The sequence below is a fragment of the Rhodanobacter sp. 7MK24 genome, from assembly GCF_014842995.1.
In the GTDB taxonomy this organism is placed as follows: Bacteria; Pseudomonadota; Gammaproteobacteria; order Xanthomonadales; family Rhodanobacteraceae; genus Rhodanobacter_A.
On record NZ_JACYXL010000002.1, the window covers coordinates 134,410 to 152,619 of the forward strand.

Below are 18,210 nucleotides of genomic sequence, written 5' to 3' on the forward strand. Positions count from 1 at the left end.
ATTCTGCGACGCGGATCGGCTCGACCATGGTCGCAATGATGGATTTTTCATGGCACGTTGGCCCGCAAGAACTTGTAGCATCCAGCGCTTCCCCATCAGCGGTCCCAGCGCATTGCACATTGCAAAAGACTCCGCAGCCCCGCCGGCTGGCAAAGACCATTACCTCATCCTCGACGGACTTCGCGGCGTCGCCTCCCTGATGGTGGTGCTGTTCCACATCTGCGAGGCATACAAGCCGGACCATCCGCTGACGCAGCCGATCAACCACGGCTACCTGGCTGTGGATTTCTTCTTCCTGCTCTCGGGCTTCGTGATCGCCTATGCCTACGACGACCGGTGGCAGACGCTGGGCACATGGGATTTCTTCAAGCGCCGCCTGATCCGCCTGCAGCCCATGGTCGTCATGGGCACGACGATAGGCGCGCTGCTCTTCTACTTCCAGGCGGGCGCGGCCTTTCCGCTGATCGAAGCTACGCCGGTTTGGAAGCTTTTGCTGGTGATGCTGGTGGGCTGGACCCTGCTGCCGCTGCCGCCGTCCATGGATATCCGCGGCTGGAGCGAGATGCATCCGCTCGACGGTCCGGCGTGGTCGCTGTTCTTCGAATACATCGCCAACATCCTGTACGCGGTTGGCCTGCGCAGGTTGTCGAACCGCTGGCTGGGCGTACTGGTCGCGCTGGCCGCCGCGTTCTTCGTGCAGCTCGCCGTGTTCGGCAAGCGCGGCGACGTGATCGGCGGCTGGGCCATCGATCCGGAGCAATTGCACATCGGCTTCGCCCGCCTGCTCTTTCCCTTCCTCGCCGGCATGCTGCTGATGCGCCTCGGCAAACGCATCCGGGTCAAGCACGCCTTCGCGGCCTGCAGCCTGTTGCTGATCGTGGCGCTGGCGCTGCCCCGCTTCGGCGGCGCCGACCGGTTGTGGTTGAACGGCCTGTACGAATCGCTCTGCGTGGTCGCGGTGTTCCCGCTCATCGTGGCCATCGGCGCCGGCGCAACGCAGGCCGACGGCCTGTCCACCCGTATCGCCGGATTCTTCGGCGAGCTCTCCTACCCGCTCTATATCACCCACTACGGCCTGATCTACGTCTATACCGAGTGGGTGGGCGCGCACGAAGCGCTGCCCTTCGGCACCAAGTGTGCAGCGGGTGCAGCGGTCTTCGTCGCAAGCATCGCCATCGCGTATGCGTGCCTCAGGCTGTACGACCTGCCGGCGCGGAAGTGGCTGGCCACGAAGTTCCTGAAGCGCTCGGTCGGGTGATGCCGATCCATTTCCCACGCAACCATCCCGTCGCGTCCACCACGACGTAAGGATGGCATCGGCGCCGGCGCGCCTGGAGTCAGCAAGGGTTTCCAGTCCCATGGCCCTTTCGTCCAGCCAATCGTTCCGCGCGGCGATCCGCCGCGCCATGCCTTGGCATCAACGCGCCTCCGCTCCTTCCAGCGCGAGCGCCGCTTTGCGCACCGCCGCGGCGATCGCTTCGCTGGTGGCGGGATCCTGCACCGCGCGCGCCATCGTCACCCCACCCATGAGCAGCGCCAATAGCGCAATCGCCTCCTCGCGCCGTGCCTTGGGCTTGCCGGCCAAGCCGGCGCCCATCGCCTCGATGACCGAGTGCAACTCTGTTTCGTACGCCTGCCTGACTTCGTCGCTGGCGCGCGCCACTTCGCTGGAGAGGCTTTGCAGGGCACAGCTGTCGGCCAGGTCGCAGGTACGGCGATCGCCCAGGTAGAAATCGATGAAGCCGCTGCGCCAGCGGCTGCCGAACTGCTCGCGCATCTGCTCGACGCCGCGCCGCAAATCCGCCATCCCCACGATGACCGCTTCGCGGAAAGCATCAGCCTTCGACTTGAAGTGCGCATAGAACGCCCCCGAGGTCACCTCGGCGCCCTTGGCCAGGCCATCGACGCCGCAGCCGCCAAACCCATGACTGCGAAACATCCGCCCAGCGCTCAGCAGGATCCTCCCCCTGCCGGCCTCTCTCTTTCCCGCCTTGTGTGCCATCGAGGCCTCCAAATAACGATCGCAATGTGGTACTTGACTACATAACGATCGTTATGAAACGATCGCCACGTCACGATCGTTATATGGCGCGCGTGACGCAGTCGCAAGGTTCACGACCCGATCAATCCACCGGATTCCTAGGAGTTATTGCCATGCCCATTTCCATCCAGCTCAGCGAAGGCCTGCTTACCCAGCAGGGCGAGCGTGAAGTATTCCCCCTCATCGCCGATGCGCTGCTGCGCGCACACGGCCTCGACGGCAACGCCTTCATGACGCCCAACGTCATCGGCCATGTGGTCGTGAGCCCCGAATCGACCAGCTACGCCGGCGGCCGGCCGCAATCGCTTGCCGTCGTCGAAGTGAAAGTACCGGCGGCGACCTTTCCCGACGCCAACGTCAAACAGGTCTTCGTGGGCGAAGTCACCGACATCATCGACCGGCTCAAGGCCGGTTCGCACCCACGCGAACGGACCTTCGTCAACGTAACGTACGCGCTCGACGGCGCCTGGGGCATCGGCGGCAAGGCATACACCAACGATGAGCTGGGCGCTGCGATCCAGCAGGCCGCCGCGGGCTGATGCCCTGACCCGCGCGGCATTGCCGCGCGTGGACCGCCGCATCATGCCCACGGAGCAATCGCATGAAGATCGGAGCTCCATTTCGATCCATCCTGGCACTGGTCGCATCACCGGCAATCGCCGCGGGTGCTGGTGGCGCGCCACCAGCACCACATCCCGCACCGACGCCGGCAGCAGTCAGCCGAATCGAACTCGAACATAGCAATGTACCGGGCACGGATATGGAAACCCGGATCTACCTGATCACCTTCGCACCGGGCACCGCAGCGCCCCTGCATCATCACCCGGTCGAGGGCATCGGATACATCGTCGAAGGCAAGGCACGCTCCGCATTTGGGACAGATGCCCCCGTCACCTTGTTCGCCGGACAAGGGTTTCGCGACCAGGCCATGACAGCCCATACCGTGTTTGCCAACGCCGATGCCCGAAAGCCGCTGAAATTCCTGGTGGCCTACACCGTCCGGAAAGGCACTCCGGTGATGGAAGTACCTTGAAAGTGGCCGTTCCACGGGCCTGTCGATCGATGACAGGCCCGTTCTGCCGGTGGCACCGGAATCACTCCCCGCGCAGCCACCTCGCCGCATCCACTGCGAAGTAGGTCAGGATGGCATCGGCGCCGGCGCGCTTGAAGGCGGTGAGGGTTTCCAGCACCACGGCCTTCTCGTCCAGCCAACCATTCTGCGTAGCGGCCTTGAGCATGGCGTACTCGCCGCTCACCTGGTACACGAAGGTGGGCATGCCGAAGGCGTCCTTTACCCGACGCAGCACGTCGAGGTAGGGCAGCCCCGGTTTCACCATCACCATGTCCGCTCCTTCCTGGATGTCCAGTTCGACTTCGCGCAGCGCTTCGTCGCTGTTGGCGACATCCATCTGATAGGTGTGCTTGTTGCCCTTGCCGAGGTTGGCGGACGAACCCACCGCGTCGCGGAACGGACCGTAGAAGCTCGATGCGTATTTCGCCGAGTAGGCGAGGATGCGAGTGTGGATGTGGCCGGCCGCTTCCAGCGCATCGCGGATCGCACCGATGCGGCCGTCCATCATGTCGGAAGGCGCCACCACGTCCATGCCGGCGTCGGCCTGCGCCAGCGACATCTTCACCAACGCCTCGACGGTGGGCTCGTTCATTACGTAGCCATGCGCATCGATCAAGCCGTCCTGGCCATGCGTGGTGTAGGGGTCGAGCGCCACGTCGCCGACCAGACCGAGGTCGGGGTACTTCGCCTTCAGCGCACGGCTGGCGCGGTGCATGAGGTTGTCGGGATTCCACGCCTCGCGCGCGTCCTCGCTCTTCACCTCCTGCCCCGGCGAGGGGAACAGCGCCAGCGCGGGGATGCCCAGCCGCACGCATTCGCCAGCGAGCTTCAGCAGTTCATCGATGGAGAGGCGATCCACGCCCGGCATCGAAGGCACCAGCTCGCGCCGGCCTTCACCCTCGATCACGAACGCGACCATGATGAGGTCACTGGGCAGCAGGGTGTGCTCGCGCATCAGCGCACGGGAAAAGGCGTCGCGTCGCATGCGGCGTGGGCGGATGGCGGGGAAGCTCATGGGTGTGCCTTTTGCGGGAATCCGCCCATTTTAGCTCCGCATGGCGAATCCCCTCGAAACCGCAAGCCCTACGAAGCATCAACATCAAACATACGCGATGCATACACGGATCCGTGCAGGCTGCCCGCGCTCCCACGCGAGGAAAAATCATGAACACGTCCCCACGCCAGGCCGCCCATGCCGACCGTCCGCTGCCCGCAGGAGCGAGTTACCTCGGCCCGCACACCAGCCGCACCCCGTTGACGGTCACCGTGGTATTGCGCCGCATGGGGCAGCCGCCGACACCCGCGGCATGGCCACAGCGCCCGCGCTGGGCGCGCGGTGAATTCGGCGCGCACTGCGGGGCGGACCCGGCCGACATCGCCCGCGTGCGCAGCCATGCCGACGCATACGGCCTGGAGGAAGCCGGCTGCGAACCGCACCGGCGCGTGCTCCAGTTGCGCGGCTCGGTGGACGCGCTGCAACGCGCGTTCGGCGTGCAGCTGGGACGTTACCGCTGGCCGGGTCTGCCCCAATACGTGGTGGGCTGCGAACAGGCGCCCGTTCTTCCGGCCGACGTCGCGCCGTCGGTGATCGCCGTGCTCGGCCTGGACGGTCGTCCGGTGGCCAGACCGCAGTTCCGCAAGCCGCTCGCAACGCCCAATCAGACCTACACGCCGCCGCAGATCGGGCAGCTCTACAACTTTCCTGCCAATGCCGATGGCAGCGGCCAGTGCGTGGCACTGATCGAGCTGGGTGGCGGTTTCAGCCAGACCGACCTCACCTCCTATTTCACCGCGCTCGGCATCAGCCCGGTGCCCACGGTGACCGCGGTATCGGTGGCCGGCGGCAAGAACAGCCCCGGCGGCGAGGCCGATGGCGAGGTCATGCTGGACATCGAGATGGTGGGTTCGCTGGCGCCGGGCGCGGCGATCGCGGTGTATTTCGCACCCAACACCGACCAGGGTTTCTATGAGGCGATTTCCCAGGCCGCGCACGACACGCAAAACAAACCCTCGGTGATCTCGATCAGTTGGGGCGGCCCCGAAGCCAGCTGGAGTGCGTCCTCGCTCGCCGCAATGCAGAGCGCGCTGGAAGACGCCGCGGCACTGGGTGTCTCGGTGACCGTCGCCGCGGGCGACAACGGCTCCAGCGACGGCGAAAGCGACGGCCAGCCACATGTGGATTTCCCTGCCTCCAGTCCGTATTCGCTGGCCTGCGGCGGCACCACGCTGACCGCCGCCGCCAGCACGATCAGCAGCGAGGTGGTGTGGAACGAAACGGCCTCGAACGAAGGCGCCACCGGTGGCGGCGTGAGCACGGACTACGCCTTGCCGACCTGGCAGCAAGGCAGCAACGTGCCGAAGGCGCCGAACGGCTTCGTGGGCCGCGGCGTGCCGGATGTCGCGGGCGATGCCGACCCGCTCACCGGCTACCAGGTGCGCGTGGACGGGCAGGATCAGGTGATCGGCGGCACCAGTGCGGTGGCGCCGCTGTGGGCCGCGCTGCTGGCACGCTGCAATCAGTCGCTGGGCCGGTCCGTGGGCGACGTGCATGCGGCGCTGTACCAGATCGGCGAATCGGCCTTCCACGACATCACGCAGGGCAACAACGGCGCCTATGACGCAGGCCAGGGCTGGGATGCCTGTACCGGCCTGGGCAGTCCGGACGGCCAAATGCTGCTGGCCGCGCTGGCTGCGCAGAACACGACCGCCACAGGCATGGGCAGCTCACAAGGCCAGCGGAAAACCTGAAATCCGCGGCGCATAACGCCAAATCCGCGTCGAAAACCAGCCTGCGCCGTGCGCGGCGTGGTCGCGCCAAGCTTCCATACGTATGCACACAGTGGACGTACACCGGCCTGACAAGGCACGCTTACCGCTTGTGCTTGTGCGCTACTGCAGGTTTCTCCCCGATGCCCCATGGAAATTCCCCCACCCTGCTCGCCGATCTGGGCGGTACCAACGTCCGTTTCGCGCTGGCCGGTGACGACACCTCCACTCCGCTGCGCATGGACAGTATCCGGCGCTACCGCGTCAAGGATTTCAACTCGCTGGCCGATGCTGCACGACGCTATTTCGCCGACAGCGGCTGCAGCGCATCGCAGGCGGTGATCGCTGCGGCGGGCCGCATCGCCAACGGCGAGACGGTGAAAGTCACCAACAACCCGTGGGCGATTTCGGCACCGACGCTGCAGGCCGAGCTCGGCATGAACGCCGTGCACCTGGTGAACGACTTCGCCGCGCAGAGCATGGCGGTACCGCTGCTGGCCGCCGACGCGCTGTCGCCGGTCGGTCCACTGAGCGCGCCGGTGCTGGACCAGCCGCAGTCGCAGACTTTCGTGGTGATGGGCCCGGGCACCGGCCTGGGCGTGGCCGGCCTGCTGTGGCGCGACGAGCAATGGATCGTGCTGGAGAGCGAGGGTGGCCATGCCGGCTTCGCCGCGCACACCACCGAGGATGTGGAGATCCTGCACCGGCTCAATGCGCGCTTCGGCCGCGTTTCCAACGAACGCATGATCTGCGGCAACGGCCTGGTGAACCTCTACCTCGCCCTGGCCGACATCGCAGGCCAGCCGGCCGAGGAATACACGCCCGAGGACATCACCTCGCACGCCGAGGCGCATAGCGACCCGTTGTGCGTGCGCACGGTGGAAACGCTGGCCGGCATCTTCGGCAGCGTGGCCGGCGACCTGGTGCTCAGCCTGGGCGGATGGGAGGGTGTGTACCTTACCGGCGGCGTGCTGCCCTTCCTGCTGCCATGGCTGCATCGCGGCGGCTTCCGCGAACGCTTCGAGGCCAAGGGGCGCTTCCGCGAGACGATGGAACGCGTACCCACGCTGGCGATCGTCCATCCCGAACCGGGCCTGCTCGGCGCAGCGGCCATCGCGCTGCGCGCGGCCGGACACTCGCTGCTGCCGCGCCGCTGACCGTCGGAACCGCACCCATGCCACGCCGCAATACCAGCTTCCTGTTCGATCTCGACGGCACCCTCGTCGACAGCGTCTACCAGCACGTGCTGGCGTGGAAGGAAGCGCTGGATGCCGAAGGCATCGATCTCTCGGTATGGCGCATCCATCGCCGCATCGGCATGAGCGGCGGCCTGTTCACCCGCGTGCTGCTGCGCGAGACGGGGTTGGACATCACCGAGGAACGCCGCCAGCGGCTCTACGACGCCCACGCCGAAGCGTTCAACCGGTTGCACTCACAAGGCGCGGTGAAGCCGTTGCCCGGCGCGCGCGAACTGCTGGCCTATCTCACCGACCAGGACATCCCCTGGGCCATCGCCACCAGCGGCCAGATGCGTACCGCGATCCACAACCTCGATGCCCTGGGCGTCGATCCCGCCAAGGTGCCGGTGGTGACGCGCGACCAGGTGCGCCACGCCAAGCCTGATCCCGACCTGTTCCTCGCCGCCGCCGAGCGGCTGGGCGTGGACGTGCTCCACTCCATCGTCGTCGGCGACAGCGTGTGGGACATGCTCGCCGCGCAGCGCGCCCGCGCGATCGGCGTGGGCCTGCTCAGCGGCGGCTACGGCGAGGACGAACTCACCCGCGCCGGCGCGCTACGCGTCTACGAGGATCCCGCCGACATGCTGAAGCGCATCGACGAGGTGGCTGCACGCAGCTGAGCGACCCGCCGCCGCGCGCCGGAATGGGTTGGTCGGCGAGCCTTTGGTTACGCCGCAACGTCTGGCTTTGACTGCATTCTCACCCGGCTGTCGCCACCCTCTCCCGAAGAAACAGGGACTCGCCAGCCAAGCCTTCGACCGATCCATCTGAGGAGCGCCAAGGAGAGACGACAGCCATGTCCATCCTGCGACTCTACGCGCGCGTGCTCGCGTTGCTCGCCCCGGAACGCAAGCTGGCGATCGCGCTGACATTAGCCAACCTCGCGCTGGCCGGCGTGTATTTCCTGGAGCCGGTGCTGTTCGGCCATGTGGTGGATGCGCTTTCCTCCCCCCATGCAGGCAACGCACCACGGCTGATCACGCTGTGGGCACTGGTCGGCTTCGGCGGCGTGACGGCCGCGGTGTGGGCGTCGCTGCATGCGGATCGCCTCGCACACCGGCGCCGGCTGGCCGCCATCGCGGCCTTCTTCGAGCATGCAGCCGCGCTGCCGCTGGCCTTCCATGGCGAATACCACACCGGTCGCCTCGCGCGGATCATGAACAACGGCGTGAGCAACCTGTTCAACCTGTGGCTGAGCTTCTTCCGCGAACACCTGGCCACCTTGCTGTCGCTCTTCGTGATGGTGCCGGTGGCGCTGGCGATGAACTGGAAGCTGGCGCTGCTGATGATCGCGCTGATGCTCAGTTTCGCGATCTCCAACGCGATCACGGTGCGCCGGACACACAAGGCGCAGGGCGAGGTGGAGGAATTGCACAACGAGATCGCCACGCGCGCCGGCGACGTGTTCGGCAACGTCACCGTGGTGCAGAGCTTCACCCGGCTGAGCGCCGAAGCCGCCGCGCTGAAATCGATGATGACGCGCGTGCTGGCCGCGCAGTATCCGGTGCTGCGCGGCTGGGCGATCCTGTCGGTGCTGAACCGCGCGGCCAGCACGCTCACCATCGTGGCGATCTTCGCGCTGGGCGCCTCGCTGCATGCGCGCGGCGAGATCACGGTCGGCGGCATCGTCAGCTTCGTGGGCTTCGCGATCATGCTGATCGGCCGGCTCGAACAATTCGCCGGCTTCCTCTCCACGCTGTTCTTCCAGACGCAATCGCTGGAGGACTTCTTCGCTGTGCTCGACCAGCGCCCGGCCATCGTCGACGCGGCGGACGCCATCGCGCTGCCGCGCGTGCGCGGCGAGGTGGTGTTCGACAAGGTCAGCTTCGGCTATGACCCGGTGCAACCGGCCTTGCATGAACTGAGCTTCCGCGCCGCACCGGGCGACACCATCGCCCTGGTCGGCCCCACCGGCGCCGGCAAGAGCACCGCGCTGAGCCTGTTGTACCGCGCCTACGATCCCTCCGGCGGCACCCTCACCATCGACGGCCACGACATCCGCAGTGTCACACTCGACTCGCTGCGACAGAACATCGGCGTGGTGTTCCAGGATCCGGGCATGTTCTACCGCTCCATCCTCGACAACCTGCGCGTGGGAAAGCCTGACGCGGGCCTGGAAGACATCGAGAAAGCCGTCGCCGCCGCCGAAGCCGCCGCCTTCATCGCGCGCAAGCCGGAAGGATTGGAGACGCTGGTCGCCGAACGCGGCCGCTCGCTGTCCGGCGGCGAACGCCAGCGCCTCGCCATCGCCCGCGCGATGCTGAAGGACGCACCCATCCTCGTGCTGGACGAAGCCACCAGCGCGCTGGACAACGCCACCGAAGCGCGCATCCAGCGTGCGCTGGACGCGCTCACCCGCGGCCGTACCACCTTCGTGATCGCGCACCGCCTGTCCACCGTGCGAAATGCCGACCTGATCCTCGTGCTGGACCAAGGTCGACTGGTGGAACAGGGCCGTTTCGACGAGCTGATCCGCCGGGGCGGGTTGTTCGCGCGGCTGGCCGAGGACGGCAAATTCGCGCCGGATGCGGAAGAACCAGACACCACCGGAGCGAACTAGGCAAGACGGGTAAACCGTACCTGCAACCGCTCCCGCGGTTTCAGCACCAGATCCACCATCGGGGCGGGCAAGTCCGTACCGTGGTCCAATGAAAAATCGTGGCGGCGGATCAGCCGTGCTGCGATCAACGCCATTTCCACCATGGCGAACTGCTGGCCAAGGCAAAAATGCGGGCCGACGCCGAACGGCATGAAGGCATTGCGCGGGAGCGCCGGCGCGCCCGGCAGGAAGCGCTCGGGGCGGAACGCATCGGGCTCGGGAAACCAGCGTTCGTCACGATGCAGGTTCCAGATCGGGACTATCACCAGCACACCCTTGACGATCGTATGGCCGTCGATTTCAACGTTGCGCAAGGCGCGCCGCGAGAACGTCGCCACCGATGGCGGATATAGCCGCATGGCTTCCTTGATCGTGGCGTTGAGCAGCCGCGCTTCCGCAATGTCTCTCGCCGCCGCGGCATGGTCGTCCGGCAAGCCGCGCACCTCATCGCGCACCTGTGCGGCGATTTCCGGATGCGCGGCCATCAATCCCACCCACCAGGTCAACGCCGTCGCCGACGTGTCGTGCCCCGCGCCGAAAAGGCCGACGCAGTTGTTCAGGACTTCTGCGTCGCTTAGTGCCGCATGCGGCGCCTCGGCCTGTTCGTCGCGCGCCGCCAGCATCAGGCCCAGGATGTCCTCTCCTGCATCTGCGCCATTGGCCATGTCGCGTCTGCGCGCTTCGATCCGCGCCCGGATCAGGTCGTGGATCACGGCCAGGCTGCGTGCCTTTTCGGTACGCCCCGGATAGGGCAACCATGCCGCCGGTCGCAGCGGCCAGAAGAGCTCCCGCATCAGTTGTCGCGACAGGGCGCGGATCGCTCCAGACACGGTTGCGGCTTCTTCCAGCCCGTACCGGTAGGAAAACAATGCCCGCAGGATGACGTCCATGGTGATACGCGTGGTCAATCCTTCCACGTCGACCACGGTGCTGGCGCCAGTCTGGGCCGGCAGCTCACGGCCGGCGCACTCGTCCGCGGCCGCCGCCATCAATGCCGCGCAAGCCGCGATCCGTTTCGGCGCGAAGGCGGGTGCCAGTATCCGGCGCTGACGCTCCCACGCAGCGCCTTCAGTCGTGATCACGTTGGCGCCATGCACCGACTGCATGATCTCCAGCACGCGCTGGTCTTTCACGAAATCATCCTGGTGGTTCACCAGTACCTGCCGCGCCGCCTCGGGCCGGAAGAGATAGTAGATATCGGTGGAGAGCACCTTCAGCTTCACGGTATCGCCGTGCCGCGCACGCAGTTGCGCGACGAAGCCGAACGGATCGCGACGGATGGCCTGCAGCAACGGCAGGCCGAGGGGCCACGGCCTGACGGTCGCCTGTTGCGATGTCATCGGCTTCTCCTGGGGTTTGTCTTGCCGGTCGAAATCGACTTTCGCGCGTCGCCCGGCTTGTTTGCGGCGGCACCGTTCATCAGCAAGGCAAATGCCTGCAGGAAGGCTGCCGTCAGATCGGTATCGGGATAGAGCAGCCAATGCGTGACCGCGCCGTACAGCAGGTATTGCAGCGACCAGGCAAGTTGCTCGGCAGGAATGGCCCTGGCCACTTCGCTGCCTTGCTGCGCGGCACGAAACATCGCAGTCAGCGCATTCCATGTCACCGTGCTGCCGGCATCCTGGATAGCGCCGTTCTCGGCCGAATCGGCGATGCCGTGGAGATAACGCAAATAGGGCGGCAGGTAGGCACGCTTCGCCGCATGCCACGCGGCGGATTCGCGCAGCAGGAACTGCATGCGCGACACGAAGCTGCGGTGGGTCGCGAGCTGATCGGCGAGTGCAGCCATGCCTTCGACAATCTCGTCCCGGAGGTGGTGCGCAACCAGCGCCTCCTTCATCGGGAAGTAGCTGTACAAGGTGGCTTTCGCCACGTCGCCTTCGACGGCGATCCGCTCCATCGTGACCGCCTCGTAGCCGTATTCCTCGAACAATGTGAAGGCAATGGTCGCGAGGTGCGAGGCCGTCTGCTGCCGCTTTCGTTGCCTGCGACCTGTGGGCTCGGAGGTCGGTTTTGCGTCCTTCATACAGCCCCAAAATTTGAACTACGTTCAAAACCATACGTCGTATGATTTTGTATCGTCAAGATGAGCACGCTTTCATCGCCGGAAGCAAAAGGGCGTGATGCGGCTCTGGATCGGTCGAATTTCCTTGAGCGTCGATCCGAAATCCGGATGCATCCGGTGATGCTGGGAGCACGCCTCGACAAGAGAGCCGTGTAACAGGGACAATCCGGAGCGCTCAGCGCCATTAGCGCTCAACTCAGGGGATGGACGAAACATGCGTAATTTCGCACTGGCCTTGCTTTGCCTTGCCGGCCTGTCGGCTTGTGGTGCCCACGCCTTCAAGCCACAGGAATATCCATTGCGTGCCGGATTGATTCCGTCATTCCTCAGTGCCGGCACCGTCACGGTTGGCAGCACCCAGTCGAATGCAGAGCCCGTGGTCGTATCGTCCTACGCAGGCATTTCACTCACTTCGAGTCTGAAAGACATCACGGATGTCATGGTTCAACAGACCCGCGAAGAAATCGGCAAGAACGGCCAAATTTCCCCTGGCTCCCCCAAGACGCTATCGATCAAGGTGGACTCCTTGGTCAGCAAGTACATCGCCTTCTACTACAAGAGCACGATCGAATTCGAAGTGACCTTGGGCAATGGCGAAACCATCAAGGAAACCGTGCATCACGCCAGCGGCGAATTACCTCAGGACCTCGACGGCTGCATCGCCGAAGGCGTCATGGTGATGCTGAACGATTCCCGTATCCGAACCTACCTTGCAGGCTGAGCCCGGAGGGTCGGCATCATTCAACCCGGCGCCAGCAGTGCGTCCAGATCGTCCTGGTCGAAGCTGAGCTTCTCGCGGCTGCCGCCGCCTTCGAGCACGGCTTTGGCGAGTTCGGCCTTGCGCGCCTTCAGCTCCTCGATGCGCTCTTCCACCGTGCCGACTCGTATGGCTCCAAGGGAGCAGGTCAAGAGCAGGAACGGCGACACTTCGCCCTGCTGGAACTGCTGCACCGGCGTGGCGCGGTCGCGGTCGCGCGTTTCGCCGACAAGGGTGACGTAGGTGATGTGGCGGCGATCCAGCTCCTGCGCGACCAGCTTGAGCATGCCGATGAACTGCGAGAACAGCAGCACCTTGCGGCATTCGTCGAGCAACGGCGCCAAGGGCAGCATGTCGCGCGGCCTCACTCGTCGCGGATCGCCGCGATCGGATCGAGTGCGGCTGCTTGGCGTGCTGGGTAAATACTGAAGCCTAGGCCGATCGCCACGCAGACCAGCACCGAGACCAGCACGCCTAGTGGCGCCCAGGCGACCTGCCAGCCGGCGAAGGCGGCGATGGCATAGGCCAAAGCCGCGCCGAACACCATGCCGATCAGCGCGCCGGCGATACAGATCACCAGCGCCTCGCGCAGGAAGCGTTGCACGATGTCCTGCCTGCGCGCACCGATCGCTCGCAGCAGGCCGATCTCGCGGCGCCGCTCCAGCACGCTGGCCAGCATGATGTTCATGATGCCGATGCCGCCGACCAGCAGGCTGACACCCGCGATCGAGCCCATCACCACGCTGAAGATGCGCTGCGTCTTCTGGTTCTGCTGGTACAACTGCTGCGGCACCACCACTTGGTAGTCGTCGATGCCGGCGTGACGCTGGTCGAGCAACGCGGTCAACACGCGCGCGCCGGCGGTGAGCTCGCCGGGGCTCTTCAGCTGCAGCAGGAAACGATCGATCTCATCTTCCATCGGCTGGAAACGGAAGCGCGCCCGCACGCTGGCCAGCGGCACGAAAATGCGGTTGCTGTCCGCATCCAGTGCCACGCCTTCGAACTTGTCCTGCCCGAGATCCCGGTCGGCCAGCACGCCGACCACGCGCAGCCACACCTGATTGACCTTGAGCAGTCGCCCCAGCGCCTTGCCATCCGGAAACAGCTCGTGCGCGGCCTGATGACCCAGCACGGCCACCGCAGCCAACGTGATGTCGTCGTGTGCGGTCAGCTCGCGTCCGGCAGCCACGCGCAATGAGGCAAGTGGAAAATAATCCGGACTGACGCCGCTGACCCCGGCCTCGGCCTGTCCCTCGCCGCTGAACACGGCCCAATGCTTGATCCGCTTCTCGGCAGCATAACGTTCGGCCGATGGCACCACGTCCAGTGCGGCACGCGCGTCGGCCACGGTGAGCCCCAGGCTGCGCATGCGCGCTTCCTTCAGCGCATCGCCATCCTGCGGTTTGGCCTCGACGATCAGATTGTGCAAACCCAGGCTTTCCACCAGCCTCAGCGCTTCGCGCCGGCTGCCCTCGCCCACACCCTGCATGGCGACGATCGCGCCTACACCGAAGATCATGCCAAGCAGGGTGAGCAGGGTGCGCAGCTTGCGCCGCGACAGCTCCTCGATGGCTTCGCGCCAGCTCGCGGCGATCACTTCGCCTCCTTCGCAGCCGCCGCGAGCAGGACGGCATCGCCAGGCTGCAGGCCAGCCAGCACCTGGGTACGGGTGGGGCCACGCACGCCAAGTTCGAGTCGACGCGCCTGCAGCCGCCCATCGGCCAGCACCCGTACTACGGCCTGGTCGCCATCCTGACCCAGAGCAAGATTGGGCACGCTGTAGCCACGCCCGACCTGCAACAGCACGATGCTGGCGTCGAAGCGTTGGCCCGGCACCCAGCCATAGCGACGCGCCACGCTCAACGGCACGCTGGCCTTCAGCGCGAGGTATTTCACCGGACTTTCCTGACTGCGCGGCTGTGCGGCTGTGGCCACCCAGTCGATCTTGCTGCTTGCCCGTTCGGCGGGCACACCCCAGCGATGCAACTCCACGGCATCACCCACCCGGATGCCCTGAGCCTCGATTTGCGGCACGAACAGCTCCACTTCCAGGGCATCAAGGTCAGGCAATTTGGCGAAGCTGTCACCGGTGAAAAGAGTGCTGCCCACCTGTGGCAATTGCTGCGCCCAGTTGCGCTCCAGCATCAGTACGCCGGCATGTGGCGCCCGCAATTCCAGCGCATCGAGATCGCCCTGCTTCTGCTTCTCCACGGTGGCGTAGTTGCTGCGTTGGGCGTCCAGCACAGCCAGCTCGGCCTCGCCGCGCGCGATCGACTGCTGTTCGCGCCACTGCAGGATGCGCTGGCGCACTTCCAGATAATGCGCATCCTGCACTGCATCGAGGATGTCGTTGCGTGCCATCGCCTCCAATGGCACGTTCGCGTAACGCTCGGCAATCGCGTATTGCGTCTCCACCTGAGTGAGGTCGACACCCAGCTGACCGCGCTTGACGGCCAGCTCGGCCTGCTCCCCAGCGCGCTCCAACGTGTTGCGGTCGAGGTCGATTTTCGCCTCGGCAAGATCCTGCTTGCTCTGTTCGGCCGAAAAACGAGCAACCAGCTCGCCTTTCTCCACCCGGCTGCCGTCCGGCAACATCCAGCTGAGCTGGCGCGACGTCCATTGTGTGCCCGGCACCAGCAGCGACGTGGGATGGGTCGACTGCAACTCGCCCTCGCCGTGCACGGTGAACTGCAATGGCCCGGGTTGCGCCCGCTCCAGCACCAGGCCATCCGTGGCGGCGTGGCGGCAGCCGCCCAACAACAAGGACAGCAGGCAGAGCAGGCCTGCACCGTGCGTCTTCATTGCGTCGTCGCTCCCTGCGCAGGAATGTCGACCTGTACCGTCTGGCCCGGCTTGAGTCCGGCCAGCCCCTGATCCAGCGTCACCACCAGATCGACCACCGGCACCGCGTCCACCCGCGAGCGGCTGTGCACCGTGTTGCCGATCTCGGCGATGCGTCCGTCCAGACCGCGTTCACCGCCCCCGGAGAGCACCACGCGCACCCGCTGGCCAATCTGCGCACGATCAAGGTCACGCTCGGGCAATGCGGCACGCACGGCCAGCGTCGAAAGATCCGGCATCTGCGCCACCGACTGACCCATCCAGATCTGCGAACCGACGTCCACCCTGCCGCCGTCGAAGCTGCTCTGGTGCAGCACGATGCCGTCCCGCGGAGCGGGCACCGTGAGCGAGGCCAGCGCAGCTTTCAGCTTGGCCACTTCCGCATCTAGCTGGGTTACCTCAGCATCGGCCATGCGCTGCTCGGCGGTGCGCTCGGTAGCGGCCACATGAGCGCGCTGCGCGGTGAGCGCGTAGCGGCGCTCGGCCTTGCTCCGCGCGATCACCAGTTTGCTGTAGTCCACCCGCGCGACGTATTCCTTCGGCTGGTTCGCCTTGCGCATGGCCTTGTCGAGATCGGCCTTGGCCTGTGCGGTGGCGAGTTCCGCCTCACGTGCACGGTCCGCCAGATCCAGCCGCAACTGTTCCTGCCTGCGTCGCTTCTCGTCGAGCTGGCCTTGCTTGGTGGTGAGGTCCTTCATCACCGTGGTGCCTTCGAACACCACTACCGGGTCGCCCTTCTTCACTTTGGCGCCGTCGCCCGCCATCTGGGTCACAGTCATCTGCCACAACCCGTCCACCGCCGGCGGCGAAATCGCCAGGCTGCGCTGGGCATAGATCTCTCCGTCCACTTGCAGCAGCTTGCCCGGGTCCGGCAACCCTGTGGACTCGCGATCGCCCGGATCGTCGAGGTCGCTGTCCAGGCGTACGCTCATACCCTGCAGCAGCGCCATGTGCAGGTCGGCTGGCAAACTCACGCCAACCTCCACGTAGCGACCGTCACCCCAGGCGCTCTTGCTGGAAGGCGCCCCCGCAATCGTGCGGATGCGACCGATGGCATCGTGACCCGGCAGCGCGTCGAAATGCAGGCGCAGCGGCATGCCCACGTGCAGGCCGGCGCTGTCGGGCTCCAGCACCCAGCCACGCACGGCGTAGCCGTTGCCCGTACCTACCACTTCACCCACCTCGGTGCCGGGATAACTGGACGAACCCTCTTCGTAGCGGCTACCGGCGCCGAACAGATTGTCGAAACCATGCACCGCCGTGCCGTCATGCTCGGCCCGCACCACCGCACGCGCCACCTGACCTTGATAGAAACCCAGCGACAACTGTTGCTTGCGCAGTTCCAGCGCACCATCCTCGCTTCGCCGTGTCACTGCAGCAGCAGCCTGCGAAGCCTCCGTTTTCTTCAACGCCAGTGCCTGTTCGGTGCGGCGCATCTCGCCCTGGTAGCGGTCGTAGTTGAGTGCGGAGATCAACGCCCTCGGGATGGCCGCGTCCACTGCGGCAGTGTCGCGTTCGGCTTGCGCATCGGCCAGCGCCAGGTCCGCATCGACCTGCTTGAGCTCAAGCTCGGCGATTTCCTTGGCGGTCTTCGCCTCCGTCTGTTCAATCTGCGCCTGCAGGGTGCGCAACTGGCTCTCGGCCGGACCAGCGTCGATGCGCAGCAGCTCGTCGCCCTTGCGTACCCGGTTGCCATCGCCTACGTAGTAGCGCAGCACCACCGGCGAGCTGAGCGATGGCGGCGTATAGATGCCCTGTGCGCCGTTCACCTGCACTTCGCCGGTGAACACCACGGCACCGGCCCCTGCCGGAACGAACACGAGCAGCAACGCCAGGGCCTCAGGCCAACGAATCATGCCCGATCCTTCCGTCGCGCAGGCCGATCTGCCGCTGCGCGCGCGCGGCGACTTCGGCGTCGTGGGTCACCATCACGATGGTCTGCCCTGCCGCATGCACTTCCGCAAGCAGGGCCAGCACATCCGCGGCACTTTTCGAATCCAGGTTGCCGGTGGGTTCGTCGGCCAGCAACAACGCGGGCTTCATCATGAGGGCGCGGGCGATCGCCACGCGCTGCATCTGGCCACCGGAGAGCTGGCCGGGCCGGTGCACATGATGCCGTTCCAGCCCCATACGGGCGAGCAGCATGCGCGCGCGTTCCTCCAGTCCCTCGTCAGGGCCGCGCAGAAAACGGCGCGGCAGCAGCACGTTTTCCAGCACGCTGAGCCGGGGCAGCAGATGGAAGGCCTGGAACACGAAGCCGATGCGCCGATTGCGGAAATCGCTGGCACGTTCGTCATCGAAAGTGGAAACATCGACGCCATCGAGCAGGTAACGACCGCTATCGGGACGGTCGAGGCACCCAAGCATATTGAGCAAGGTGGATTTGCCTGAGCCGGACGGCCCGACGATGGCCAAAAACTGCCCCTTCGGTACGTCCAAGTTTATGCCATCCAGCGCAGCGATGACTTGTCTGCCCACTTGATAATGACGGGTCAACGCCTCCATGCCAACCATTTATTACCTCTAAAACGGAGTTTTGCCAAAAATCCCGCTAAAATTGGGCACCTTTAAAGTCAAAGACTCGACCACGCATCTAGATATACCAAAATCACCTCAAATTTTCAGATGCAAGATGGCACTACACAGCAATGAAGAGTCTGCAACTCGACACCCAATCACTATCCATCGGTGAGGGACACAGGAATTCAGCCTTTACGGAAAACCGTAAAAGCTGAATCCTTCGAACTAAGAGCCAATGAGGACTAGCCTCAGCGGATAACAATGGTGAAGCTTAAGAACACTTCTGAACCACTGTAACCGAGTAGGCGGTA

General features: G+C 65.3%; 16 protein-coding genes and 1 pseudogene. 8 read left to right on the forward strand and 9 right to left on the reverse strand.

Going from position 1 to position 18,210, the window contains the following annotated elements:
• Window positions 1-49 precede the first annotated feature (49 nt).
• Window positions 50-1,258 carry an acyltransferase gene (locus IHE49_RS05435; RefSeq protein ID WP_192155700.1) on the forward strand — a complete coding sequence of 403 codons (1,209 nt, stop codon included), beginning with the start codon at window positions 50-52 and terminating at the stop codon, window positions 1,256-1,258.
• Between the two features lie 159 nt (window positions 1,259-1,417).
• On the opposite strand, the gene IHE49_RS05440 is transcribed toward IHE49_RS05435, so the two are convergent.
• Window positions 1,418-2,002, reverse strand: a complete 585-nt coding sequence (locus tag IHE49_RS05440) for a TetR/AcrR family transcriptional regulator (RefSeq protein ID WP_192155701.1) — start codon at window positions 2,000-2,002, stop codon at window positions 1,418-1,420.
• Window positions 2,003-2,154: 152 nt separating this feature from the next.
• On the opposite strand from IHE49_RS05440, the gene IHE49_RS05445 reads away from it, so the two are divergent.
• Both IHE49_RS05445 and IHE49_RS05450 read left to right on the forward strand, forming a co-directional pair.
• The gene (locus IHE49_RS05445) at window positions 2,155-2,580 is read left to right on the forward strand and encodes a hypothetical protein (RefSeq protein WP_192155702.1); all 426 of its coding nucleotides are present in this window, start codon (window positions 2,155-2,157) and stop codon (window positions 2,578-2,580) included.
• A 62-nt stretch (window positions 2,581-2,642) separates the two neighbouring features.
• The gene (locus IHE49_RS05450; protein ID WP_192155703.1) at window positions 2,643-3,074 is read left to right on the forward strand and encodes a cupin domain-containing protein; all 432 of its coding nucleotides are present in this window, start codon (window positions 2,643-2,645) and stop codon (window positions 3,072-3,074) included.
• Between the two features lie 61 nt (window positions 3,075-3,135).
• Here IHE49_RS05450 and hemB read toward each other — a convergent pair whose 3' ends face one another.
• Window positions 3,136-4,128, reverse strand: a complete 993-nt coding sequence (hemB, locus tag IHE49_RS05455; protein ID WP_192155705.1) for a porphobilinogen synthase — start codon at window positions 4,126-4,128, stop codon at window positions 3,136-3,138.
• Between the two features lie 149 nt (window positions 4,129-4,277).
• On the opposite strand from hemB, the gene IHE49_RS05460 reads away from it, so the two are divergent.
• The 4 genes from IHE49_RS05460 (at window position 4,278) to IHE49_RS05475 (ending at window position 9,677) form a co-directional block, all read left to right on the forward strand.
• Window positions 4,278-5,861 carry a S53 family serine peptidase gene (locus IHE49_RS05460; protein WP_192155707.1) on the forward strand — a complete coding sequence of 528 codons (1,584 nt, stop codon included), beginning with the start codon at window positions 4,278-4,280 and terminating at the stop codon, window positions 5,859-5,861.
• Between the two features lie 161 nt (window positions 5,862-6,022).
• On the forward strand, window positions 6,023-7,036 hold the full coding sequence (glk, locus tag IHE49_RS05465; protein ID WP_192155709.1) for a glucokinase: 1,014 nt from the start codon (window positions 6,023-6,025) through the stop codon (window positions 7,034-7,036).
• A gap of 17 nt (window positions 7,037-7,053) precedes the next feature.
• On the forward strand, window positions 7,054-7,737 hold the full coding sequence (locus IHE49_RS05470; RefSeq protein ID WP_192155711.1) for an HAD family hydrolase: 684 nt from the start codon (window positions 7,054-7,056) through the stop codon (window positions 7,735-7,737).
• A 176-nt stretch (window positions 7,738-7,913) separates the two neighbouring features.
• Window positions 7,914-9,677, forward strand: a complete 1,764-nt coding sequence (locus IHE49_RS05475; protein ID WP_192155715.1) for a glucan ABC transporter ATP-binding protein/ permease — start codon at window positions 7,914-7,916, stop codon at window positions 9,675-9,677.
• On the opposite strand, the gene IHE49_RS05480 is transcribed toward IHE49_RS05475, so the two are convergent.
• Both IHE49_RS05480 and IHE49_RS05485 read right to left on the reverse strand, forming a co-directional pair.
• Window positions 9,674-11,056, reverse strand: a complete 1,383-nt coding sequence (locus IHE49_RS05480; RefSeq protein WP_192156080.1) for a cytochrome P450 — start codon at window positions 11,054-11,056, stop codon at window positions 9,674-9,676. The two genes, IHE49_RS05475 and IHE49_RS05480, sit on opposite strands and share 4 nt — an antisense overlap.
• Entirely contained in the window at window positions 11,053-11,649 is a 597-nt protein-coding gene (locus tag IHE49_RS05485) for a TetR/AcrR family transcriptional regulator (RefSeq protein ID WP_225578231.1), read from the reverse strand. The genes IHE49_RS05480 and IHE49_RS05485 overlap by 4 nt, the downstream gene beginning before the upstream one ends.
• Window positions 11,650-11,995: 346 nt before the next feature.
• Here IHE49_RS05485 and IHE49_RS05490 point away from each other — a divergent pair, with 346 nt between their 5' ends.
• The gene (locus IHE49_RS05490) at window positions 11,996-12,502 is read left to right on the forward strand and encodes a hypothetical protein (protein WP_192155719.1); all 507 of its coding nucleotides are present in this window, start codon (window positions 11,996-11,998) and stop codon (window positions 12,500-12,502) included.
• Window positions 12,503-12,522: 20 nt separating this feature from the next.
• Here the strand turns inward: IHE49_RS05490 and IHE49_RS05495 are convergent.
• The 5 genes and pseudogenes from IHE49_RS05495 to IHE49_RS05515 all read right to left on the reverse strand — a co-directional run.
• Window positions 12,523-12,894: pseudogene (locus IHE49_RS05495) on the reverse strand (ATP-dependent helicase); the annotation flags it as partial.
• Window positions 12,895-12,902: 8 nt separating this feature from the next.
• Window positions 12,903-14,135: an ABC transporter permease gene (locus tag IHE49_RS05500; RefSeq protein WP_192155721.1), complete on the reverse strand. Its 1,233-nt coding sequence runs from the start codon at window positions 14,133-14,135 to the stop codon at window positions 12,903-12,905.
• Window positions 14,132-15,340 carry an HlyD family efflux transporter periplasmic adaptor subunit gene (locus IHE49_RS05505; protein WP_192155723.1) on the reverse strand — a complete coding sequence of 403 codons (1,209 nt, stop codon included), beginning with the start codon at window positions 15,338-15,340 and terminating at the stop codon, window positions 14,132-14,134. Before IHE49_RS05505 ends, IHE49_RS05500 begins: the two co-directional genes overlap by 4 nt.
• Window positions 15,337-17,235: an HlyD family efflux transporter periplasmic adaptor subunit gene (locus tag IHE49_RS05510; RefSeq protein WP_192155725.1), complete on the reverse strand. Its 1,899-nt coding sequence runs from the start codon at window positions 17,233-17,235 to the stop codon at window positions 15,337-15,339. The genes IHE49_RS05505 and IHE49_RS05510 overlap by 4 nt, the downstream gene beginning before the upstream one ends.
• Window positions 17,219-17,893 carry an ABC transporter ATP-binding protein gene (locus tag IHE49_RS05515; protein ID WP_192155726.1) on the reverse strand — a complete coding sequence of 225 codons (675 nt, stop codon included), beginning with the start codon at window positions 17,891-17,893 and terminating at the stop codon, window positions 17,219-17,221. Before IHE49_RS05515 ends, IHE49_RS05510 begins: the two co-directional genes overlap by 17 nt.
• Window positions 17,894-18,210 lie beyond the last annotated feature (317 nt).